The organism is Halobacteriovorax sp. RT-2-6 (assembly GCF_047085025.1).
GTDB lineage: Bacteria > Bdellovibrionota > Bacteriovoracia > Bacteriovoracales > Bacteriovoracaceae > Halobacteriovorax_A.
Window position 1 is genome coordinate 696,038 of record NZ_JBKIYH010000001.1, and the last position, 22,274, is coordinate 718,311.

At 36.1% G+C, this 22,274-nt stretch carries 28 protein-coding genes; 10 read left to right on the plus strand and 18 right to left on the minus strand.

The annotated features are described in order from the left end of the window. Positions 1 to 102 precede the first annotated feature (102 nt). Complete coding sequence (locus ACMAYS_RS03160; protein WP_146037823.1) at positions 103 to 462, minus strand: hypothetical protein; 360 nt, start codon at positions 460 to 462, stop codon at positions 103 to 105. A gap of 44 nt (positions 463 to 506) precedes the next feature. On the opposite strand from ACMAYS_RS03160, the gene ACMAYS_RS03165 reads away from it, so the two are divergent. Further along, positions 507 to 785, plus strand: coding sequence for a barstar family protein (locus tag ACMAYS_RS03165; RefSeq protein ID WP_103217527.1), 279 nt, complete (start codon positions 507 to 509; stop codon positions 783 to 785). On the opposite strand, the gene ACMAYS_RS03170 is transcribed toward ACMAYS_RS03165, so the two are convergent. The 3 genes from ACMAYS_RS03170 to ACMAYS_RS03180 form a co-directional block, all read right to left on the minus strand. Further along, positions 775 to 1,875 (minus strand): esterase/lipase family protein, encoded by a 1,101-nt coding sequence (locus ACMAYS_RS03170; RefSeq protein ID WP_412462726.1) that lies wholly within the window; start codon positions 1,873 to 1,875, stop codon positions 775 to 777. The genes ACMAYS_RS03165 and ACMAYS_RS03170 overlap by 11 nt on opposite strands. Position 1,876: 1 nt before the next feature. Further along, positions 1,877 to 2,992: a hypothetical protein gene (locus tag ACMAYS_RS03175; RefSeq protein ID WP_412462727.1), complete on the minus strand. Its 1,116-nt coding sequence runs from the start codon at positions 2,990 to 2,992 to the stop codon at positions 1,877 to 1,879. Between the two features lie 165 nt (positions 2,993 to 3,157). After that, complete coding sequence (locus ACMAYS_RS03180) at positions 3,158 to 3,298, minus strand: hypothetical protein (RefSeq protein WP_158246840.1); 141 nt, start codon at positions 3,296 to 3,298, stop codon at positions 3,158 to 3,160. Positions 3,299 to 3,459: 161 nt separating this feature from the next. Between ACMAYS_RS03180 and fliL the strand changes: the two genes are divergently transcribed. Together fliL and ACMAYS_RS03190 are read left to right on the plus strand one after the other, a co-directional pair. After that, positions 3,460 to 3,930: a flagellar basal body-associated protein FliL gene (gene fliL / locus ACMAYS_RS03185; RefSeq protein ID WP_103217530.1), complete on the plus strand. Its 471-nt coding sequence runs from the start codon at positions 3,460 to 3,462 to the stop codon at positions 3,928 to 3,930. A gap of 164 nt (positions 3,931 to 4,094) precedes the next feature. Further along, positions 4,095 to 4,373 carry a hypothetical protein gene (locus tag ACMAYS_RS03190; protein WP_412462728.1) on the plus strand — a complete coding sequence of 93 codons (279 nt, stop codon included), beginning with the start codon at positions 4,095 to 4,097 and terminating at the stop codon, positions 4,371 to 4,373. Positions 4,374 to 4,453: 80 nt separating this feature from the next. Here ACMAYS_RS03190 and ACMAYS_RS03195 read toward each other — a convergent pair whose 3' ends face one another. Further along, entirely contained in the window at positions 4,454 to 4,876 is a 423-nt protein-coding gene (locus ACMAYS_RS03195) for a hypothetical protein (protein WP_103217532.1), read from the minus strand. Positions 4,877 to 5,034: 158 nt separating this feature from the next. Here ACMAYS_RS03195 and ACMAYS_RS03200 point away from each other — a divergent pair, with 158 nt between their 5' ends. Further along, positions 5,035 to 5,937 carry a LysR family transcriptional regulator gene (locus ACMAYS_RS03200; RefSeq protein WP_412462729.1) on the plus strand — a complete coding sequence of 301 codons (903 nt, stop codon included), beginning with the start codon at positions 5,035 to 5,037 and terminating at the stop codon, positions 5,935 to 5,937. A gap of 54 nt (positions 5,938 to 5,991) precedes the next feature. On the opposite strand, the gene ACMAYS_RS03205 is transcribed toward ACMAYS_RS03200, so the two are convergent. The 6 genes from ACMAYS_RS03205 to ACMAYS_RS03230 form a co-directional block, all read right to left on the minus strand. Beyond that, entirely contained in the window at positions 5,992 to 6,168 is a 177-nt protein-coding gene (locus ACMAYS_RS03205) for a hypothetical protein (protein ID WP_158246841.1), read from the minus strand. A 110-nt stretch (positions 6,169 to 6,278) separates the two neighbouring features. Continuing rightward, complete coding sequence (locus tag ACMAYS_RS03210) at positions 6,279 to 7,022, minus strand: rhomboid family intramembrane serine protease (RefSeq protein ID WP_103217534.1); 744 nt, start codon at positions 7,020 to 7,022, stop codon at positions 6,279 to 6,281. A gap of 9 nt (positions 7,023 to 7,031) precedes the next feature. Further along, entirely contained in the window at positions 7,032 to 7,442 is a 411-nt protein-coding gene (gene mce, locus ACMAYS_RS03215) for a methylmalonyl-CoA epimerase (protein ID WP_103217535.1), read from the minus strand. Between the two features lie 87 nt (positions 7,443 to 7,529). Then, positions 7,530 to 9,410, minus strand: a complete 1,881-nt coding sequence (locus ACMAYS_RS03220) for a hypothetical protein (protein WP_103217536.1) — start codon at positions 9,408 to 9,410, stop codon at positions 7,530 to 7,532. Positions 9,411 to 9,599: 189 nt separating this feature from the next. Continuing rightward, positions 9,600 to 10,268, minus strand: coding sequence for a hypothetical protein (locus ACMAYS_RS03225; protein ID WP_103217537.1), 669 nt, complete (start codon positions 10,266 to 10,268; stop codon positions 9,600 to 9,602). Between the two features lie 18 nt (positions 10,269 to 10,286). Next, positions 10,287 to 10,820 carry an asparaginase domain-containing protein gene (locus tag ACMAYS_RS03230; RefSeq protein WP_392991584.1) on the minus strand — a complete coding sequence of 178 codons (534 nt, stop codon included), beginning with the start codon at positions 10,818 to 10,820 and terminating at the stop codon, positions 10,287 to 10,289. Positions 10,821 to 10,987: 167 nt separating this feature from the next. On the opposite strand from ACMAYS_RS03230, the gene htpG reads away from it, so the two are divergent. The 3 genes from htpG (at position 10,988) to ACMAYS_RS03245 (ending at position 13,870) form a co-directional block, all read left to right on the plus strand. Further along, positions 10,988 to 12,883, plus strand: a complete 1,896-nt coding sequence (gene htpG / locus ACMAYS_RS03235) for a molecular chaperone HtpG (protein WP_103217539.1) — start codon at positions 10,988 to 10,990, stop codon at positions 12,881 to 12,883. 152 nt (positions 12,884 to 13,035) lie between these two features. Beyond that, entirely contained in the window at positions 13,036 to 13,464 is a 429-nt protein-coding gene (locus ACMAYS_RS03240; protein WP_103217540.1) for a hypothetical protein, read from the plus strand. Between the two features lie 13 nt (positions 13,465 to 13,477). Then, positions 13,478 to 13,870, plus strand: coding sequence for a hypothetical protein (locus tag ACMAYS_RS03245; RefSeq protein WP_103217541.1), 393 nt, complete (start codon positions 13,478 to 13,480; stop codon positions 13,868 to 13,870). Positions 13,871 to 13,940: 70 nt separating this feature from the next. Here the strand turns inward: ACMAYS_RS03245 and ACMAYS_RS03250 are convergent, their stop codons facing one another. From ACMAYS_RS03250 to tatC, 5 genes are all read right to left on the minus strand, one after another. Further along, positions 13,941 to 14,444 (minus strand): TraR/DksA family transcriptional regulator, encoded by a 504-nt coding sequence (locus tag ACMAYS_RS03250; protein WP_103217542.1) that lies wholly within the window; start codon positions 14,442 to 14,444, stop codon positions 13,941 to 13,943. A 245-nt stretch (positions 14,445 to 14,689) separates the two neighbouring features. Beyond that, the gene (locus ACMAYS_RS03255; protein ID WP_412462730.1) at positions 14,690 to 15,118 is read right to left on the minus strand and encodes a FliG C-terminal domain-containing protein; all 429 of its coding nucleotides are present in this window, start codon (positions 15,116 to 15,118) and stop codon (positions 14,690 to 14,692) included. Continuing rightward, on the minus strand, positions 15,102 to 16,088 hold the full coding sequence (gene rfaD, locus ACMAYS_RS03260) for an ADP-glyceromanno-heptose 6-epimerase (protein ID WP_103217544.1): 987 nt from the start codon (positions 16,086 to 16,088) through the stop codon (positions 15,102 to 15,104). Before rfaD ends, ACMAYS_RS03255 begins: the two co-directional genes overlap by 17 nt. Continuing rightward, positions 16,085 to 16,597 carry a DUF4149 domain-containing protein gene (locus ACMAYS_RS03265; protein WP_392991576.1) on the minus strand — a complete coding sequence of 171 codons (513 nt, stop codon included), beginning with the start codon at positions 16,595 to 16,597 and terminating at the stop codon, positions 16,085 to 16,087. Before ACMAYS_RS03265 ends, rfaD begins: the two co-directional genes overlap by 4 nt. A 16-nt stretch (positions 16,598 to 16,613) precedes the next feature. Next, entirely contained in the window at positions 16,614 to 17,345 is a 732-nt protein-coding gene (gene tatC / locus ACMAYS_RS03270) for a twin-arginine translocase subunit TatC (RefSeq protein WP_233189707.1), read from the minus strand. Between the two features lie 82 nt (positions 17,346 to 17,427). Between tatC and ACMAYS_RS03275 the strand changes: the two genes are divergently transcribed. Beyond that, positions 17,428 to 18,027 (plus strand): hypothetical protein, encoded by a 600-nt coding sequence (locus tag ACMAYS_RS03275; RefSeq protein ID WP_412462731.1) that lies wholly within the window; start codon positions 17,428 to 17,430, stop codon positions 18,025 to 18,027. Here the strand turns inward: ACMAYS_RS03275 and ACMAYS_RS03280 are convergent. Both ACMAYS_RS03280 and map read right to left on the minus strand, forming a co-directional pair. Next, entirely contained in the window at positions 18,020 to 18,718 is a 699-nt protein-coding gene (locus ACMAYS_RS03280) for a (2Fe-2S)-binding protein (RefSeq protein WP_103217548.1), read from the minus strand. The two genes, ACMAYS_RS03275 and ACMAYS_RS03280, sit on opposite strands and share 8 nt — an antisense overlap. Before the next feature lie 2 nt (positions 18,719 to 18,720). Next, the gene (gene map / locus ACMAYS_RS03285) at positions 18,721 to 19,488 is read right to left on the minus strand and encodes a type I methionyl aminopeptidase (RefSeq protein WP_103217549.1); all 768 of its coding nucleotides are present in this window, start codon (positions 19,486 to 19,488) and stop codon (positions 18,721 to 18,723) included. Between the two features lie 162 nt (positions 19,489 to 19,650). On the opposite strand from map, the gene ACMAYS_RS03290 reads away from it, so the two are divergent. Beyond that, on the plus strand, positions 19,651 to 21,279 hold the full coding sequence (locus ACMAYS_RS03290) for a YiiX/YebB-like N1pC/P60 family cysteine hydrolase (RefSeq protein WP_103217550.1): 1,629 nt from the start codon (positions 19,651 to 19,653) through the stop codon (positions 21,277 to 21,279). Between the two features lie 32 nt (positions 21,280 to 21,311). Beyond that, entirely contained in the window at positions 21,312 to 22,265 is a 954-nt protein-coding gene (locus ACMAYS_RS03295; protein WP_412462732.1) for an NAD(P)-dependent oxidoreductase, read from the plus strand. Positions 22,266 to 22,274: the final 9 nt, after the last annotated feature.

Here is a 22,274-nt window from a genome sequence, read left to right on the forward strand (position 1 = left end):
AATTAAATGTATTTTAAATTAATGTAGTTGAGCGATATTATAGCTTTTTAAATAGGAAAAGACACTTTCAAAGTCGCACTTTTTGGGGAAAAACACTTGATATTATAGACTATTTAGAATCGAGTCCACGTGGTCAACATTCTTTAAACGCTTGGACATGGAACGTGACACGATGCAATTCTCGCCATAACAAGTATTCGTAATATTTTTGAAGCAAGAACTAAGTAGTTGAAAGTAACGTGGCGTTCCAACAACAATACGGCCAGAGCCATCTTCCTTGGAAACGATCTTATCCGCATGAAGCTTAAGACACTCATCGACACCGAAAGTTGTATACTCAAGCAAATATTGTTTACGTGCCTTTAGGTATTTATTCGCAAGCTCAACTTTGGGATGTGAAGCATAGGAGCTTAGTCCAAAGAGCAATTGACAGGATACGAATAAACTCATTAACTTAGTCATAAATTGATTCTAACAATATATTTTCCTTTAGCAATGAGAAATAAATGCGCAGAGAAATTGAATTAAATTCCAACGGACTTGATACACTTGATGATTACTTAGTTGAGTGCGGCCGCTTATTTGATTTCCCAAGTTTCTATACGAATAATATCGACGAACTCTACGAATTTATCCAAACTTATACTGATAAAAACTTAAGTTTATATTGGTCAAATACAAAAGATGCGCAAAATAAATTAGGCCAAGATTTCTATCGTTTAAAAGAAGTTTTTGACTTGATTAGTTCACAATATAGCGAATTTCGATTTTATGTTAATGAGTAAGATAACTCGTTTGTCCTGAATTAACTTCTATCACTGAAGTCCTATTTCCATGTGAAACAATAAGCTCAGCGCTTGTATCACCATCTATTAAATAGCCTTTATAAAAGTATAGGTCATCTCTAATATGGATAAAGCTCAAACGTAAACCACGCTGAATATTATTTGAATGAACCCAAAAAGGGCCTTTTTCTTTAGTTCTTAAATAAACTGCAAACGTATTAATATCTTTTGCATAATTAATTTTTACTTTCTGATTACCTAGAAATTCTTTTTCAAAAATCGCCAAACTTGAGTTTTCACAACGAGCAGGTGAAATAAGACAGTACTTTGATACAAGGGTTGTAGCAGGTGTTCCAAAAAGGCGAAATCTTAAATGAACACCGTCGATATTATAATGAGTCGAAACCTCTTGTTCATTTTTTATATTTGGATTTGAACTAAAAGGGGCCACGGCAAAATCCCCTTCAATATCAAATATACTCGGTGCCAGCGTCGCTGAAATCGTGACAAAGTTTTTATCAGAAATAATATCCTTAAAATGAGAACTCTTGAAGAACTCCAATGTTTCAACAACTTTCTTAGAGCCAATTTTCATATTTTTTAATTCTTTCTTACCAAGAATTGGCAACACAAATGTCCCTAAGGAATAGCCTAGGTTTGCAATAATCGCTCCATAATAAGGTGTCGCCATTGTCATGATATTCTTTACTCGATGACGAATCGGATCTTGGGCCTCATCCATACTCTTAAGCCAAAACATCGTAATAAGGCCACCTTGGGAGTGGGCAACGATTGTAATTTTTGAATTACTATGTTCAAAATTCTTATGCATGTAGGAATCAAAACTTTGGATAAAGTCTTCAAGATTTAATTTATTATTTCCTGTGTCGTATTCAAAAAAATGAGAGTTGATACACTCATTGGGGTGATATTTTTTTAAGTACTCGGCCCAATGGCCAAAAGCACCCTTATTGCTTGCGATCCCATGGATAAAGACCACATCGTGACTTTTATGAGAGTCACTAGTGCTACAAGTAGCACTAGCATTAATTGAAAATAGAAATAAAAAAGATAATACTAAAAATCTCAATTTACTCCATACCTTCTGGGTAGATCTGAATTGCATGATTTAGAGTCGTTTGTACCCAAGCATATTCTCTTGCAATAAGTGGTGCATTTAAGAAATCTTCTTCACCTTCTTTCACAAGATCATAGTCATATTTTGGCATATTTTCATTTGGATAAATTGAATCACGAACGTAGAATACACCTTTTGAAGCGCATCCAACTTCCTCGTAACGTTTTTGAACAGCATCTCCCTTTTCCATCACTTTTTCAGCATTGGCCAAGTACTTAGCACGCCAAGAATCAGATTTTGTTTTCTCGGCCTTCTCTAACCAGTAGTCACGCTTCTCTTCCATAAAAGGTTTAAAAGATGAAACAAATGGACATCCCTTTGTATCAGCATTGTCATTGTAGCCAAAAATATAATTAGCGTGCCAGAAACCCTTATGGTTATAAATGACAAGAACTGGAGCATTTCTTTTATGAAGAGCTTTTTTAATTCTTTCAACAATATCTGCTGGAGCTTTTGCAACAGACCACTGGTCTTTATCAGCATCAACATGAAGGACTTCTCTTTTAAACTTTGGAAGCTTGTACTCAACAGCATTTTTCCCAATAGTATCTGTTAAATCAATCCAATTAAATTGTGTCCCATAAGATCCATCTTCATCATTTACATCTGTTACAACACGCTTGCCATCAACTTTCTTAAAGTTACCTTTTGTAAAACGGTAATCCTTATTTGAGAACATCACAGAACTTTTATTAATTCTTCTGATATTATCCGTTCTCCAGTTATCAATTTCGTCTTGATTAGTTTTATTAGTCTTTAAAGACATATAGTAACGTTCAGCAAAATCAACTTTATTATCACCTTCAAGATTATTTAGGCGGTTGTACCACCACTCAACAACACCAGTATGTGACATATATAGACATGAGCCAGCATCCTCTTGTGAAGGTGCAGCAACAACATATTTCATTAATTCGTTAAAACCACCAGCAGTCACTTCATCTTCAATGAAAGAATTAGGATTAATTGTACCTACATAATCCTTTGGAAGTGATTGATAAGTTGAGATTTCGGCCTGAGCTGACAATGTAGAAATGGCCGCAGCAATTGCGAGTAAAGTTTTAAACATATTCCCTCTTTTAAATTTAACTTTTTTCATGTGTGAAGAGTGAAATGCTAGCAAACTTGAATCATAATCACAAAAATTAAGACGAAATGAAGCGATGCGCATGCATTAGCTGCGCATCAAGTATTGAATATTTTGTTTTAATATTTTTTAATCGCTTGCTTGCTACTATGAAAGATAAATAACAACGGATGCACCAATTGCAGTGACCGCTATAAGAATCCAAGTGTTCATAGCAGAGCTTCTCTTCACTTCTTTACGATTCGTTACATACTTCTTATTGCGTTTATTCTTATTAGACTTACCCATTACATCCTCCATAAATAATCACAGGCAAAGTATTTTATACAAATTTTATAGCGTTAGCATAGACCGAGTGCTCCACTCGGAGAACAACACTTTAAAAAAGTATTTTCTACCTAGCGACAAAGCGAGTTAAATCACCAAAATAACTATGATAATATAGTTCTATGACGGGAAGAAAATTACTTGATCAACTTATTATTGCATTCTTGCTACTGACAACGATGGCCACAGTTGGCGTCTTCGTTTACACCAATGTTATCTACAAAAAAGAGCTACCAAATAGTGCTACAGAAATGCAGGCGCTTAAAGATGACTTCAAACAAATCAATTTCCCAACAACTTATGTTCTAGATAAGATTACAGTCAACCTAGACTCGGCAACTCGCCGTCTTAGATTTCTTGATGTACAAATCAACCTTGTCCTCTTCACTCAAGACGACTCTCAAATACTCGATACGATCAAACCACAAATTTATGACATCATTATTGATGTCGCAGCATCAATTGAACCTGATGAACTAAACTCTCTTTCAGGGAAATTAATCTTTGAAGGACGAATCAAGAAACGTATCAATCAATTAGCAAAAAAGAGCGTCGTTAAAGAAGTATTTTATTCAAAATTCGTTGTTCAATAACCACGAATTATTTTTCTATGCTATAGTGTAAAAATCATGAATCTATAATCACTTAGAAATCCATTTCTTTATTTCAATCGACTAACCGAGGTGATTATCGTGAACACTTCTCACATTTAAAATTCATTTTTTTCATTCACAAATTTTTAAATTGAGAGGTCTCCATGCGATCTTATCTACTACTATTCTACCTAGGATTAGGACTTCCTGCATTTGAAGTACGATTTCTAGCGAGAAGAAAAAATATCGAAAATGTATCAACAGAATATGACTTAGCTGAACGTAAGCAAAAACTTAAAAAGAAAACACGACTTTATAAGAAAGGTAAACGTCGAAATAATCAACACTACCGTCAAAAGCATTTTGCGCTTAAAGGCAGCCATTCGAAGGATGCACGTTATAGTAATGGAAATAAATTAAGAAGAATGTTTATTAATATGTAGCTCTAAAATGTTATAAGGCCCGCGAGGGAAGCGGGCCTTAAGACAACAACACATGGGAATTTAAAAAAGGAATTTTTAAATTACTCGCAACGGCCTTCATTTACATAAATGGCCTTTGCACGATATAGTTCACACGAATTTGGAAAGCTAATAAACGCATCACCGTCGATACCGCTAATGGCACCACAAACAGGAGCGAAGATTTCAGGGCATACGTTAAGCTGTCTAGGCTCATCTACCCAATTCTTACAGTTAAGAACTGCTTCAAGCTTGTACTTACCTAGTCCAGCTTGCTTAAGAGCAAATTGTCCATCTTCACAGCTTTGAGCTTCAAAGTACTCATTTACTAATTCGATTTCTTCATTTTGCTCAGTGATAATAACTTTGAAGATTCTTCCTCGAAATGATTGAGAATCAATAAGATCACCATTAAGAATAATTTCTTTTGCACTTACATTCATTGCTAATACTGCAAGAAAAATAATTGAAACTAATTTACTCATAATCCTACTCCCTAAACCTTCTAAAAAAAATTCAAAGTCTTATCTTGTGAAAGGAGTTATAGAACAAAGAATAAATTAGTAGAAATTATATATAATAATCATTATCCATAATTATATGTTATACTTGATCCTATAGAACCACCTAAGGTACTGAAATTATGAACATAGACTATATTTCTATTCCTACACTGCGTGTTTTCATCGAAGTTTATGAGACAATGAATATGTCTCAAACAGCAAAAAATCTTGCGATGACCCAACCTGGGGTGTCTCAGCACATCAAATCCCTTGAGGGACTACTGCAAATCTCCCTTTTTGATCGTATTAATAAGAAGGTCTTACCAACGGAGCAGGCCCACAGGCTCTATACGGAGTGTCGCCAAATTCTTGAGAATCTTGAGAGCGCCCTCGCAGACGTTTCGGCCAAAAAGAATGTTTTAAAAGGTACTTTACATATTGGGATGCCAATTGAGTTTGGTAATAACAGACTTATTCCAATCATTGCTGAATGGCTTAAGTTACATCCTGAAGTCTCCTTGCAAATTAACTATGACCACGCCGCTAGACAAAGCCAGCTTCTTTTAAATGGTGGCCTAGACTTTGCAATCACAGACAGTTTCAACTTTCCAAAACAAATTGCGACACGAAACCTATCAAGTGAAAGACTTATTCTTTGCTGCTCAAAAGAGTATGCGAGCTCTCATGGCCTAAGCGAGAATACGAAATTTAAAAGGGCCGATGAATTAGACTTTATTGCTTACCTAGAAGGCTCACCTGTTATCACAAGCTGGTTTAAATACCACCTTAACAAGAACTTTAACAAACATCCAAAAGCGCAATTAATGGACGTTCAAGGTGTTCTGCGCCTAACTCTTGCGGGAGTAGGAATTTCCGTTCTTCCCCTACACGTTATTGAACGCTCAGATAATAAATCAAAGCTCATGCTCTTTAAGGGAACAAAAGATCACATGATTAACGAGCTAAACCTTGCCTTTTTAAATGCTAGAAAATTAGGGCCAGTGGCCTCAAGTTTGTTTGAATTCTTAACGGAGAATATTTAGGAATAAAAAAAGGCCGCTAAAAAGCGGCCTTGATATAAAAAATTTTGGTTTGAATTATTGATTCATTCCTGGAGCTGTAGACTCGTCAGTAGTCGTAACGTTTGACTCTTCGTCTTTTAATCCATTTAGGTATTCTTCAACCTGAGCCTTAGTTACTTTACCCTCAGCGATAAGCTTATCTCTTAATCTTAGGTCTAAAATTTTCTCTTGTAACGCTCTTGAAAGTCTCATTGAATTTCCTTATTTAAAAAATTAACGATTGATATATTTATAATAATGTAGCTTTATATCATGTGTTATTTGCTTTGGAAACCCCTAAAAATATCAGGGACTTAAAAAGCTTATTGCCAAAACCTTGGTTCATCTGGATTTGGACGCTCCTCATCATCAACTAATCTTAGGTGACTCTTCTTTTTCTTGCTTGTCGATTTCCCACCTTGCTTAGTTGCAATACGAGAGCCTTGAGAGCGTACGTAATGACCTAGGGCCCTAAAACCTAAAACAAATACAGCACCGAAAATCATAGAAGCAATATTTGCAAAGGCCTGTGCACCACCTGGAGTGAAAAAGCCTTGGTACACATTCATCCCCGCAAGGATTAAACAGAAGTACTTGGCCTTTACCGGAATGATCATAAAGAATTGAAAAATACGATCAGGGTAAATACAGGCGTAACTCACACACATTGCTGATGATAAGAATGCCATTCCATGAAATGGATAATTTATCGTTGCACCACCCATAAAGAGTGCAAAAATAGTGTATGCAAAAGCGTTAACAAGAGCAGCAATCACAAGATACTGTAGGTACCTCTTTGCTCCCCAACGCATCTCAAGATCACTTCCAAGAAACCAAAATAGAAGCCCTGTAAAGACAACATTAAAAAGACCAGTATTCACAAAAGGATATGTAAATAACTTATAAATGAGACCGGCCTTTAGCGCTGAAACGTTGAGCCCTAAAGTATTAACTAATGAGATATTAAGAAATTGTGCAAAGACTGCGCTTATAAGAAAGGATGCGACAATGATCCCGATGAGATACTTGTTTACCTTTGTTAATGGCGGCAGATAAATATTTTGCATTCTTTCTCCTTACATTTTTTGAGCAATCTCGATGAGAACTCCACCAGTTGATTTTGGATGAATAAAGTTCACTAAACAATTATTCGCTCCAGGGCGTGGCGCTTCATAGAGAAGATTATAACCTAAGTCCCTAAGCTCTTGTGACTTTTTTGCAACATCAGGAACGCGGTAACACATATGGTGAATCCCTGGACCTTTTTTCTCAAGATACTTGGCAATTGGGCCTTGACCATCAATCGGCTCAAGTAATTCAATATGAGCATTTTCATCAATATGAGCAAAAGAAGTCGTCACTTGCTGATCTTCAACCACTTCTCGGTGGTTAAATTCTAAACCTAAGTCACGATAAATTTTTTCGGCATTATCTAGATTCTCAACTGCGATCGCAATGTGATCTAGGAAACAATCTTTATTAAACATGATTTCTCCACTTTTCTTACTTAGTAATTTTCAAGCATTATAGAAAAGTCCGAAGGCTTGAGCAACCTTACAAGTTACCATTAATAACTAAAGATCGCTCAAGTTAAATGGTGGTGAATCCAGAACATCCTCACCTGAACAGTCTGCAGGAGTCGTTGGAGTAGCTGGCTCTTGAGGTGTAATTGGTGGCTTACAAAGACCGTTTACACAATCACCAAAAGTTGGAACTGAATAACATCTCTTCTCACAAGAAAGAGCATTATTCGGGTCGTTGACACGAATGAGGTAACACTGTCTAACGTATTCGATACGACAGAACTCTTTCGAGACACAACTTTGATTTGGAACCTTTGAACAAAGAACTTGTTCGAAGTCATTATTAATATGATCACGACATGTATTAGTCGTTCCATCACAACAAAGTGACGCACAATCAAAATCTGAATTACAACTATTTCCAGTAGGAAGATTTCCAGTTGAATCGAAATCATCACTACACTGCCCTACAATTGAGCGAGAAAAACAACGATTATTAAAACAACACTCTCCTGAACCACATTCACGATTTGCACTACATGACTTTAGAGAATTAAAATCATAACCATCTTTAGCACCAAGGCCTGTCTTTAGTAATTGAAGCTTAATCTCTTTTGTTTCAGCAATTTGAACTTCAAAACCATCTTCCATTGTAAACAGCTCAATTGTCCCTGTTACGTTACAACTTGAAACCGTCTCACCAGTTGATGCGTTATAATTCTTAGCTCTAATATTACAACCATCCATATAGTACGTATCACCAGCAGCATTTAGAGTTTGAACAGAACGGTTAGAAAATGGAGATTGAGAACCTAAGTATTGAATCCCAGTTGTTTGATAATTAATCTTTCCTGCACGTGGGAACAGGTATGCCTGAGTTCCTGAAGCAATATTTGTAAAATCTGCAGCACCAGAAAGTGGTGCTTTAAAAATTGCACTTGGAGTCGTTCCCGACTGATAAACAGCTGCACCTTTAATTTCCCACTCATCTTCGTTATGAATACGATATGGGCCACGGTAATCATAAGCTCCCCCACCTAAAGCAAGAGCAGTGCCTACGGCCGCAGGATGATTCACACCAAAAAGGCTTTGAAACATCGCTGAGTCTTTCTTATCAGGAAGACACTTATATAAATTAGTCTCTAAAGATTCATTTGCAAGAAGATTACCTTCAATATCAATTTGCTCAAATACAGGTGTATTTGTTTTAGAAACTGTTTCAGCATTTACGATTTCATCGTACCAAAGAGTTTGATCCTTAATTTTTGCATATGAGTAAAGGCACACATCCCCTGCTTGATTACAGTAAGGATGACTAATAGAAGATGTAAAAGTTGGATCGTCTTCTAAACGTAGACCACGACAGTAAAGACCTGCATTAGTTGCATCACCTTCAACATCTTCGGCCGTATCATTATCATAATCATTGTAGTCAAATAGATCATAAAGAAGTCTGATGTCGTTAAACTTCTTATCTGCTAAATCAAATGTAATAACATTAATAGTTGAAAACTCAGTAATCCCTGAACCAGGAACTTGACCAACAACACCATCTAAAACAATTGGTGTTCTCTCTCGTCCAAAATAGAAGCGTCCTTTCACAACACGATTTTTAAGGGATGAAATATTTAAACCAGTAAGGTGGAGCTTCCCTCTAAAATCTTTAGGAATTGAAACTTTCTTTTTAAAAGATCCAGTATTTGGGTCAATGATTTGAGTAATTTCAACGGCAGTTGTATTAGGAATACTTGTGATAGTCTCATTATCTCCATCTGTTGCATTATTTCCACCAGATGATCCACCACTTCCGTTATCTCCACTTCCAACTTCTTCAGATGGATTCTCTACAATGTCACGCACAGAACGTGGCTGCTCCATACAAGAAACAAAAAGTGAAAGTGTGAATAGGTAGACTAAGACATTCTTCATCATTAATTTGGCCTTAAGTTAATAATCTTCACTCTACTTATCGAAATCAGAGAAAATTAAGTTAACCCTAAGTAAATATTAACCTCGAACTTGAAAAATCTGCCGATAAAGCGCTAAGGAGCTGAATTTACGAATAAACTCGTAAATCAGCTGCCTTAAATATGTGCAATTTGGAATTAGATAATGAAGAATCTAGGCTTTTCTAAACAAGGAAACAAGAACCCCTGTTAGCACGTCTTGAATCAGAGTTAATAACAGACAAATTATATAAATTAATTCAATCGCTATCCCCGTCCCTGGCGCGTAATTAGTAACGACTTGAGCAATCCCTGCAATGATAAATGAAATCACCAGAAACCCTAAATAAGTGCCGCCAAGAGTTGAAACTTTCTTTTTTGTGATAGCAAAATTCGATTCACCTTCTTTATCAAAAAGAATCGATGTCATGGCAACAAAACTATAGAAATAGGCTACATAAAAAAATGGGATCACAAAAAAAGCGACTCCAAGAATCATCAGTAGCGAAGTAAGAAAGCCGTAGAACATATACGTAGGAATATCCCACAGAACTTTTGAAACTCGATAAGGTAATTTTTCGAAAGCAAAGAAGAAGAAATTAAGAATAAAAACCGACTGAATAATTGTACCAAAAACATTTACCGCGGCCACCGTAATTACCGTCATGTCATCTTGAGCATTAAAATATGCTAGGCCATAGGCCTTTAATGCGAATGATAAAAAGAATAGTGGTAAATAATGAGGAAGATTCCCCTTCATTGCGCTTACTGCTTCATACATTGAATCAATAAAAGAAAGGTCCTTACTATCTTCGTTAGTGACTTCTTCATGATGCATATCCATTTGCATCCTCCCTATAAGTTAGTCTTGAATATATTCAAACGTACGCTTTGCATGATTCTTTCTCACACCAGGAACTTTAAAAAGTTGCCCGTGAAAAGAAATATACACACCTGCTTCTACTATTTTAGCAGCATATAGACTTTCTGTAACATTTTGAAAGGCATCACTATCAACAAAGCCCATAGGCTTCATCGCTCCAGTGAAAATGATTGGAACTTGCAAGTCTTTTGCGCCGTCAAGAGCGTCATAAACAAATTGTGCAGACTTTGCCATGGTATCAGTTCCATGCAACACGATTAGAGGAATATTTTTCTCCAACTGCGCCTTTATTGTCTTAAGCAAAACCTGACGATCATAATCAGTGAAATACAGCGAGTCTTTATTGATAATATTCATTATGTGAAGCTTCGTATAAGGAAGCCTTAGACGGTCAATGATAGTCTGGCGAATAAAAGAATCTCGATTCTTTAATGAACCATCGCTCTCGCTATAGGACTTCTCTATTGTTCCACCTGTTGAAATTAATTGAATATCTTGAACATGGTTTTCCATGTACTTCCCTCGCTATAAAAATGAATTCCTATCTTATACCTAATTTTTTCAATGATTTTAAGAATTTAAGTAATTTTTTTACTCTTAACCCTTGACGCTCATCATTTTGCTCCCATCTTTGGGTCGTAAGAACAATTATCTACTTGATTATATATGAAGGAGTATCAATGACTAATCGCACAGGACAAATCTCTGTTGCAACAAGCGACATTTTTCCAATTATTAAGAAATGGCTTTATTCAGAACACGATATCTTCATCCGCGAGCTGATTGCCAACGCAAGTGATGCCATCACAAAGCGCGCCACACTTGCACGTCAAACGGGAGATGAGCTTCCTACTGGAAGAATTTCTGTAAAAGTAAATAAAGACGCTAAAACAATCACGGTTACTGATAACGGGATTGGAATGAGCGAAGAAGAAGTTGAAAAATACATTGCTCAACTGGCTTTTTCTGGAGCTGAAGAGTTCGTAAAGAAAATGGAAGAAGTTGGCGGCGAATCAGATAATGATATTATCGGTAAATTCGGACTTGGTTTCTATTCAGCATTTATGGTTGCAAAAAAAGTTGAAGTTGACTCTCTTTCAATGACTAAAGGCTCAACAGCAACAAAATGGTCTTGCGAAGGTGATACAGAATACACTTTCTCTGACTCTGATAAAAAAGAAGTTGGTACAACGATTACACTTCACATTGCTGAAGACTCTGAAGAGTTTCTAAACAAGTGGAAACTAAATGAGACTCTATCTAACCACTGTGATTTTATGCCATATGAAATTGCATTATTAGATGAAGCAAATAAAGAAGATACTGAAACAATTGTAAATGACACAAAACCTATCTGGAAGCGTGATCCTAAGGAATTAACTGATGAGGACTACAAAGGTCTCTATCGTAAATTATTTCCAATGGACGGAGAGCCCCTATTTTGGATTCACCTAAATGTTGATCACCCATTTACATTAAACGGGATTTTATTCTTCCCAAAATACAACCCAATGAAGCCAGTTGGTGATAAGAATATTCGTCTATACTGTCGCCAAGTATTCGTTTCTGATAACGTAAAAAATATTATTCCAGAGTTCTTAGGACTTCTTAAAGGTGCTATTGACTCTCATGACATCCCACTTAACGTATCAAGATCATCTCTACAAGGTGATCCAAATATTAGAAAGATTTCAAATTATATTGTTAAGAAAGTTGCAGAGGCCCTAAAACTTCTTAATAAGAAAGATAGAGCAAAGTATGAAAGCATCTGGAATGATATTGGGCTATTTGTAAAATACGGTTGTGTTTCTGATGAGAAATTTGATGATTTAATGCGTGAGCGAGTACTATTTAAAACTAATGAAGGACAATTTGTTACACTAAACGAATACCTTGAATCAGTACCTGCTGACTACGCTGAGAAAATGGCCGGAAAAATTCTCTACTTTGAAAAAGATGCGGCCAACCAATCTCTTCTAGCTCAACTTAAAGAAGCTGGAATTAAGGCCTTAGAGACAGATAATCATATCGATCCACACTTCATCCAACACTCGGAAATGAAGAAATTCAAAAAGGGTGAAGAAGAAGTTGAAATCAAATTTGTAAGTGTTGATTCTGAAATAGAAAACCTACTTGCAAGTGAAGCAACTTCTGAAAACGACATTAAAGTTAAAGAGATGTTTGCGAAATTCCTTGGTATTAAACTAGAAGAAAAAGAAGGTGAAGCACCGGCAAGTAAGGGACTTGAAATTGGCCGCATGGCAAATGCTCAAACTCCTGCATATTTTAAAGTTGATGAGTCGATGAAACGCTTTGCTCAAATGACTCAGTCAATGGGTGGCGATCACCAATTCCCTATTAAGAAAACACTTGTCGTTAATACGACAAATCCACTAGTTCAAAGTGCATTCAAGATCCACACAAGTGGTAAGAATGAAGACCTAGCAAAGAAACTTTGTCAGCATGTTGAAGACCTAGCGGGTATCTCAAGTGAAGGACTAAAACCAGAAGAGCGCGATCTATTCGTAAAGCGTTCTCAAGATCTTATTAGCGAATTATCAAATCACATAAACTAAAAGTACACGCCACCTTTTCGAGATATTAAGAAGTTAAGAGCTTAATATTTAGAAAAGGTGGCCTTTCGCTCTATATAATTTTCAAAACTTGCCCTATCCAGACTCTTTTCGTTTATAGTCGGCCAGACAAAATAATAAAAGAGGATGACGAAATGAAGAGATTACTTCTTACAACGATCACTTTTGCAACAATTGTAAATAGTGCACAAGCAATGCCAAGTCTAATGAATGAAGATATGCCATCAACATCTGTTGCGACAGCTTTCACAGTGGCGCCAATCGGACTAGCAATTCAAGCAGTAGGTTCAGTAACTCATGCTACATTTTTAGCATCACTTGCGGTTTTTAATCCGTCAGAAGCAGTACAAATGACTAAAGAATCTTTAGGAATTTATAACAGAGAAGAAATCGAGCGTGCTATTGAAAGAAATGACCTTGATATCATCGACTCTTTGAGAGAGATGGTAAGAGAGGACCTAAAAGCTGGTGGACAAATTGAAAGCCTTGATCAACTTTCAGATAGAGATGTTGATCAACTTATTAATGTAGCACTATATATACCAAACGAATCTGAAGAATAATTTGAGGAAAGCAATGAAGAAACTAACTTTATCAATTCTAATGGCATTAACAATCTCTAATCCGGCCAATGCCCTGGAAACAACAAGAGATTTTCTAGACACAAGCTCAATGGTAACAACTGGTTGGGTTTATGCAGCAGGTTTATATACTGAAATGACTGCAACATTAGGTTTTCAAACTTCTTTTGCAGCAAGTGTATCTTCTCTACAGGTTACAGCAAGAGCGATTAATAATCTTAATCGTGAAGAAGTTGAAAGAGCAATTGAAAGAGATGATCAAGATACGCTTGATTCAATTAGAGATCTAATTAGATATGAATTAGAAGAAGCTGGTGAAATCTCTTCTGGAGATGAACTAAGTAATGAAGAAGCAGACATTCTTCTTTATGTTGTTTTAACAAAATAAAATTTCAAATAAAAAAAGGCCAGTTCGAAACTGGCCTTTTTTCTATCTATCCTCTGCTTTAAGTTATCTTTTAAAATGCTGCATTCTTCTCATCAAAGCTTCTTGCAAAAGTTTCAATTGAAACAACATTTGTACTTTCATCCATACCGTCTGCATGTTTAAATGCTACGTTCTTATTATGTGCACTCATTGCATTTCCGTTTGTATGTGATCTCTTTTCATATGTACGAGAATTTTCTTCTCTTTCAAGCTCTTCTTTACAAGAGATACAACAAGTAGCGATTGGTCTAGCATGTAATCTTTTGATAGAGATTTCTTCTCCACACTCTTCACACTCTCCAAAAGTACCGCTTGCAATTTTTTCTAGAGCACGATTAACTTTGTTAAGTAGGAATTTATCTCTTCCCATAAGCTTTAGCTTTAGTTGAGCATCTCTCTCATTAGAAGTTTGGTCGATAATGTCACCGCTAGTCTCGTTAGTTAATACTTGCTCGACACTTCCTGTAGTACTGACCAGCTGATTTTTAAGATTAATGAATAAGTTTTTGAAGTGTTCTTTTTGTTCAATGTTCATAGTATCTCCATTCAATCTAAAAATAAGTAGTCCATTACGTCTTACCTAAAGTTTTCTTCCTGATAACTTTAGAGAGATTCCTTTCTCTGCTTATTATAAAGCAATGAGCGTGCCAATTTTGAAGGCCTTAATTCGGATAAATTTTATGGAATTTGTGGTGTAAAAATGAATTTTGGGGCCAGACTGACTTTTTAAGGCCAGTATTGGCACCGTCAGAACGCACCAGTCCTCAATTTTAGTTGAGTTTAAACGAGTTTATCGTCTCGAGAGATAATCAAGCGTTCATCATCGATCATCTTTGAATAGATTATCATGACTTCCTGGTGTGCTTCTAGGGCCTGAGACTTTGGAACTTTTTTCTGGATAAAGAAAAGAATATCTTCTCGGATGCTTTTAGGAAGTTTTGCAAGAATCCCCTGTCGGTCTTCTTCCCTTTCTAGCTTTAAGGCATTTCCTAAGCTTTCAACTTTTACTTCTCTTAAGAACTCGCTCATCATCTGTGGTGTGATAAATTGCAGATCTTTTAAACGATACATACTCGCACGTAATTTATCTGCTAATTCAAAGTCCATCTTTGTGATATTAGAAATAAGAGTTTCCTTCTCTTCTTTATTCATTAAAGAGATGGCCTCAAGAATTGCTTCAAAGCCCGACTCTTTAGAACCTTTCGACATATGGATTATCCTTCATTAAATGATTCTTTACATAGTCGGCTACACCATCATCTACGATACGAAATTCGAAGTTTGGAAGTATTCTTCTAAACTTATCCATATCTGCTTGAGTGTAGTATTGATATTGATTACGAAGATGCATAGGCATATCGATAAATTCAACGTTTGGCTCACGTCCCATTGCAATGAACGTTTGATTCACGAGATTAAGAAAGCTATCGGCTCGACCTGTTCCAATATTATAAATACCAGAGTGCTTCGCCATCTCCTTCTCAGATAGCTCAATCATGGCATTAACAACATCTTTAACATAAACAAAGTCACGAAGCTGCTTACCATCCTCATACCCTTCTTTGTGCGACTTAAAGAGCTTAACCTTTCCAACTTCATTTATCTGTTCGTATGCTTTATGGACAAGAGAGCGCATCTCTTCCTTATGATACTCATTAGGGCCATAGACATTAAAAAATTTAAGGCCAAACCAATGTTTTGGACGATCAGTTTGATTTAGAACCCACTCATCAAATAATTGCTTAGAGTAACCATAAGGATTTAGAGGGCGAAGCTTTCCAAGCTCCTCCTCTTTGTCTTCATAGCCAAGCTCACCGTCACCATAAGTGGCCGCAGAAGATGCATAGATATATGGAATATTTAAATCACATGCCAGGTCAAAATAGAACTTTGAATGACCAACATTATTAGTCATCAGATAATCCATATCCATCTCAGTTGTGGATGAGCAAGCACCCATGTGATAGATACAAGAAATCTGCTTATGAACTTCTTCTAATTGAATGTCGATAAACTCATCAGCATGAAAATATTCAGCATATTTAACGCCTTTTAAATTCTTCCACTTCTGATCATGATCAAAGCGGTCGACAATAATGATATCATCACGTCCGAGTTCGTTAAGCTTTGCAACAAGAACACTTCCAATAAATCCAGCGCCACCTGTAACTAAGATCACGCCTCACCTTCTTTGCTCTCTAAACGCATTAGACTCGTTAGTGAAATTCCGCACATTGTAAGAAGAGCTAGAAGTTTATAACTATCAAGTCGTACATAGAGTTTATGATAACCTCTAAGCTTCTCTTCAAACACCTGATACTCTTCATCAGTGTGAGTGTAATTTGATTTTGCAATCTGAGAGTCGCGAATACCTGGTGATAGTTTAGTTGTATAAACGATGGCCAAGACAAGTGTTGTTAGGGCAATAAACTTCATCACCATTGAAGCCTTCCCTTTTTTCTTATAAAGAAAAGCTGCGATGATCAAAAGAATAGCAAAAATCATTTCAATAATATTGAACGATGTGAAGATAATTCCACCAAGAGTTCCTGCTTCTTTTAGAGAGCTAACATTTCTAAAAATACTTGGAGCTGCAATGAAGTCGATAAAGACGGTTGCAAAAAACCATGAAAGGCAGACGCCAAAAATTAAACTTAATAATACGTGTTTCTTTAGTAGTGATTTCATAAAGAAATCATACCGTCTATTTCATGTGATGACGAGAAAGATATGGGTGAACAATTAACGCAACAGCTAAAATACCCAGTTCAAAAAGTACGACTAACGGCAGCCAAAGTCCCATCATTGTAATGACATCAGGAGGAGTTAACATAGCAGAAACGACAGCGAAGCCAACATAAACATAACGTCTCATATTAGCTAGGGACTGCTTTGTTACTAGGCCCATAAAGCCTAAAATAAGAAGTACATTTGGTAGTTGAAAAATAAGGCCAAGGAAAACAAGAACCTTACTTGAAAGAACGAGGTAATCTTTTAGACCGATTGTTGCTTCAACATTTTGTACACCAAAGCCCATGAGGGTTTGAAATGTTAGTGGAAAAACGATGAAGTAACCAAAGCTTACGCCAATAGCAAACAGGAAGAGCCCAATAATAAGAAATGGCCTAACGGCCTTTTTTTCATGATCATAGAGACCTGGAGAGATAAATTTCCAAACCTGATAAAACCAAAGAGGACAAGAAAGAATAACACTTGAGTAAAATGCTACTTGAAATTGAGAAAGAACCTTATCAAGTAGTCCAAGATAGACAACCTTTCCCCCTCCAAAATCACCAAGAGCATCTCGCAGAGGCTTCAAAAGAACTTCCTGGATGAGGTCACCATAGGCGTAGCAGGCCACGAAAGATATCAAAATTATGATTAATATCTTTATAAGTGCAGAGCGTAACTCTTCTAAATGGTCAATTAAACCCATCTCTTTCAAAACTTACCCTAGTTTTCCATCCATACTTAAAGTAAAATAAATTAATACTAATAATTTAACACAGTTAGAACGAATGAAATACCCATTATTAATTTTTATTGTTAATTTTATGATAGCTCTTCCAACACAGGCAAAGACGATCTTGCTCTGTCTTGGACAAGAAGAAAGTTACTATGCCAAAAGGTTTGAGACAGGGCCCCGCTATCACTTAAATCAAATTATGATTAATGAGATTTCATCAGTTGGTAATCCGCAATTTTCTAAAGGTTACTACAATAAGTTTTGTTCTGATCCGAGTAAATCACCGACGCTTAAATTACTTAAGGCCATGACAACTGGCCAAAGAAATATTTTCGACTTCAAAGAAGAAGACGGTGGAATTGGTGTTAAGTATTCGATGTCGACTTATAATGAGTTTCGTCTAAAGTCGATTAAGATCCTAATGGATTATCTCGCAAAGATTCAAATCCAAGCAAGTAGTGCCGATTGCCTTGAGTCTAATATTCCTGGCCTAAAAGAGTTCTATGCTCGCTATCGCTATCTTGAAGGAGAAGTAAGCTTAGAGACTTTAAAAGGATCTAAAGAATCTCTTTTAAAGATTTATGATGCTTTAGAGAATGTCGATGCTATCTTAAAGAAATGCCAAAAACCTAAGCAAACTCAAACTAAATAAAGAATACACTAAGCTGAGAATCTAGCGAAGAGACTTTACTAATGAAATCTTGCGCCTCAGGAGTTTGTTCATCACCAATGACATAGAGGTGGTGACCAATTAGGCCTTCGACAGATATCTTTCCGAGTTTTTCAACCATTGGATAAATATCCTCTAAAAGAAATTGATATGGTCTTTTTCCAGCAATCTTATCTTTTTTGAAACCATTAAAGGTAACTGCAGGAATAACCTTTTCCTCACGATTTGATTTAAACATCGGAACAATATCAGCCAGGCACGAACCACAGCCACCAGCGGCCTTTGACAGGTTTGTAATCGTAAGAGGATCACTTGCTCCCCTTTCAATTAAAGCTGCGACTTCTTGGCGACTAACACCAAAACAGCGACAAAGTGTATTTGTCGTATCAATGGCCATAAGTTGATTAGGAGAGAAATAATTTAAAACTTCTTTGAAGAAGCTAAATAGCTCAAGAGAATGACTCGAATTTTCACTTAGAGCTTTTTCGATTTCAAGTATTAGTTGTGACTTTGTATTCTTCGTCTTTTCAAGAATCGTCATGATGACATCTTTTAGTGCACTATCATCACTTTCAACAAAGTACTCTCTTACTTCATTGAGCTTAGAAAACCTAAGCTCAACTCGACAAGGATCATTAATTTTTAAATCTGGTGCAATTAGGCTTGTATTCACAATTAAGGATGAACCTCGTAACTTCTAAGAGTAAGAATCTCAAAGCCACCTTCAGTAACTAAGATTGTGTGTTCAAATTGGGCAGACCATTTCTTATCTCTAGTCAGAACTGTCCAACCATCTTTAAGAACTTTACAATCCTTTGTTCCAAGGTTGATCATTGGCTCAATTGTAAAAGTCATACCAGGCTTCATTTCTGCGCCCTTACCTCTTTTTCCAACGTGAACAACTTGTGGATCTTCATGGAATTCTCGTCCAATACCGTGTCCACAATAATCTTCAACAATACCGTATCCGTGATCGTGTGCGATCTCCATAATTGAAGCACCGATATCACCAATATGGCCACCTGGACGAACTTGCTTAATTCCTTCCATCATACATTGGTAAGTTACATCAACAAGTTTCTTCACTTCATCAGAAACATTACCAACTAAGAAAGTCTTATTAGTATCACCGTGGAATTTATTTAAGTATGTTGTCACGTCGATATTTAATATATCACCGTCTTTTAAAACATCTTTTGTACTTGGAATTCCGTGGCAAACGACTTCATTAAGTGAAGTACATACCGACTTTGGAAAACCGTGATAATTTAATGGCGAAGGATACGCACCATTTTTAATAATATACTCGTGACAAAGATTATTAAGCTCTTCAGTGCTTACACCTGGCTTTACGAATGGTTCAATATACTCAAGAGTAGAAGCCGCTAATTTCGACGTTGCTCTCATTAATTCAATTTCGCGTTTCGACTTGATCGATATCATGGTTTTTCCTTTCGCTTATTCTAAGTACTTAAATATACATTCCTTTTAACATAGTTTGACCCACTAAAGAATAGACAAAGTTAAAAATTTTACAATTTACAACACGCTAAGTACCTAAAATGGCATAATGACGCGAAAGAATTCAGAAATTAGGACTAATAAATGAAACAAATTATCGCCATTTTCCTCTTAACTGTGAACGTATTCTACGCTCATGCCCAGAGCAAAGAAGACAATAGGTTGTTCCATTCTACAATGACTCAAATCAATGAGATTCAAGAAAGAATAAACGATACTGACTATGACCCACAAAAGCTTGGGTACAATATTCGTGAGCTAGAAAAATTAATTAATGCAAGTAGTGATCTCGTAAATGTGACTATCGATTATAGCAAACTCATTTATCGACAATCAATTGATCATAAGCCAATAAAAGGTTCTGATTTATCAATCATTGGTAATCTAATGAATACAGTCGCACTCATTATGGAGAAATCGAGTCTTTATACTGTAAAAGACCTTTCTAATAAACGCTCGTATTCTGAACTTGAGTATGCACAAATCAAGGTGACAAACCTACTTGCAAAACTAAACTACGTGAACCTCTACTTAGTAACTCACAATATTTTTTATGAAATCAAAACAATCAAAAAAGTTACGAAAGAGATTATTAAGATTCTCGACAATGAAAAACAAGTTGAGATTCTTAAGCAATTTACAAAAATTGCAAAGAGTGAGAAATTCCATGAGGAGTTACAAGAAGACCTTAGAAACTTTCTTGATTATCACTACTACTATCTAAAACTTTTAAATCCTGACCTAACAAGAGGTGTTGTTCTTGTAGAGAAGTTTGAGATCGAAAAACATTTACTTGGAAAGAGACTCCCTGCAATTGAATTTAGCAGTATTGGCGATTGGTTTATTGAAATCTTTAATCGTACGACAAACTTTATCTCAGGGCTATTTGGTAACCTTGTTGGAAAACTGCGTTTTCGCCATGGTCATATGTATGCTAACGAACGAGCACTTGATTACCTAGAGACGGTACTAAAGCCGCTAGATATTATTGCAGAAAAAACACCTTTTGCTGCAACAGACTTTTTTATTCCAGGACACTTTGGTCATATTGCCATTTATCTTGGTACAGAACAAAAGCTTAAACTAGCAGGACTATGGAATACACCATTTATTAAAAAGTATCATAATGATATTCGCAAAGGAAAAACAATTGTTGAGTCGATTCGACCAGGAAGTCGCCTTGTTTCCCTTGAAGACTTTTTAGAAATTGATGAAATCACAATTATTCGTGAAAAAGGAATTCTAGAAAATAAGTGGGCAAGAGAGATGGTGTCAAAGGTTGCACTAGAGCAACTTAATAAGAAGTATGATTTTAATTTCGATGTCACAACTCTTGATAAGGTCGTATGCTCAGAGGTTCCATACCATGCTTATGGACACAAGAGATGGCCAACAAGTTATATCTTAGGAAGAAATACTATTTCTCCAGATGAAATTATCGAAAATGCTTATCGTAAAGGATCGGGTATTGAATTTGTTGCCTCAATTAAGGCCAATAAGAAACATCAGCTATTTAGCATTACTAAAAAAGAAATGGGAGATAATCTTGGTTTTATCTACGATGAATCAAGAGATATGTTCAGAAAGAAGATAAAGTCATGTCAGTTAATTAAAGTTGTTGATCATGATCAGCGCTCAACGATAAATGGCCGTTATCGCACTTATAAGAAGTGTAAAACGATCAAGAAAGACTTAATTTACAGCGGATTCTAGCAAAGCAAAGAAAAAGTTGATAGATTAAGGGTATGAACTATTACTTTTATCGACCAGAAATTTCGAGCTATCAAGGTGAGGCCTTTCGCGTTAAAGAAAGGCAGTCACTAGGCCAACTTGGTATCAAGTGCGTGGACACACCTATTGAGATCCCAGAGGGCGAAAGCGTCATTGTTATCTCAACGAGCTATACGAATAATGAGAGTATTGTTAAATCACTAGAGCACGCCAATATTGTCCTCTGGATTCATCCAAACTCGGGCTATGATAACTTCTCACTTGAGTTTGTGAAAAGAGCAAAATTCCCAATTGTTTTAGGAAATGAGATTAGAGCAAATGCAGTAGCGCAATTCTACCTTCAAGCATTACTCAATCATCAAGGACAAATTCCTTACAGACGCCAATGGGATGAAGCACGAAGCTATAATCGAGAACTCTTGCACACAAAGAAAACTCTAATCATCGGACGTGGACCAATTGGTGCAAGACTTGGCAATGCTCTTGAAACATTGAATGTAAAAGTTAGCTATTACGATCCATACCAAAATAAGCAGCAAAATAACAAATACCTAAAAGAAGAACTGACAAAGTCAGATATCATCATCATGGCATGTTCATTGAATAAGACTTCTTACCATATTCTTAATGAAGAGATGTTTGCTTTATTAAAAAAAGACACTCTCATTATGAATGCGGCCAGAGGAAAATTAATTGAGCAACAGGCCTTAATAAACTTTCTAAGTAATAATAAAGATGCTCATGCAATTATCGACGTCTTTGAGAAAGAGCCAATAGACTTTAATCAATTTAAGCAACTTTCAAATATAACTCTAAGTTCCCATATTGCAGGAGTGTACAAGGGAATTAACGATGCTATTATAAAGTTTGAAAAGCGTGTGATTCGTGATTACCTACACGATCAAGACCTTGACCTTTACAAGACAGCACTACTAAGCTCTCGTGTAAAAGGCGATTTTTTAATTTAAATTTAAGGG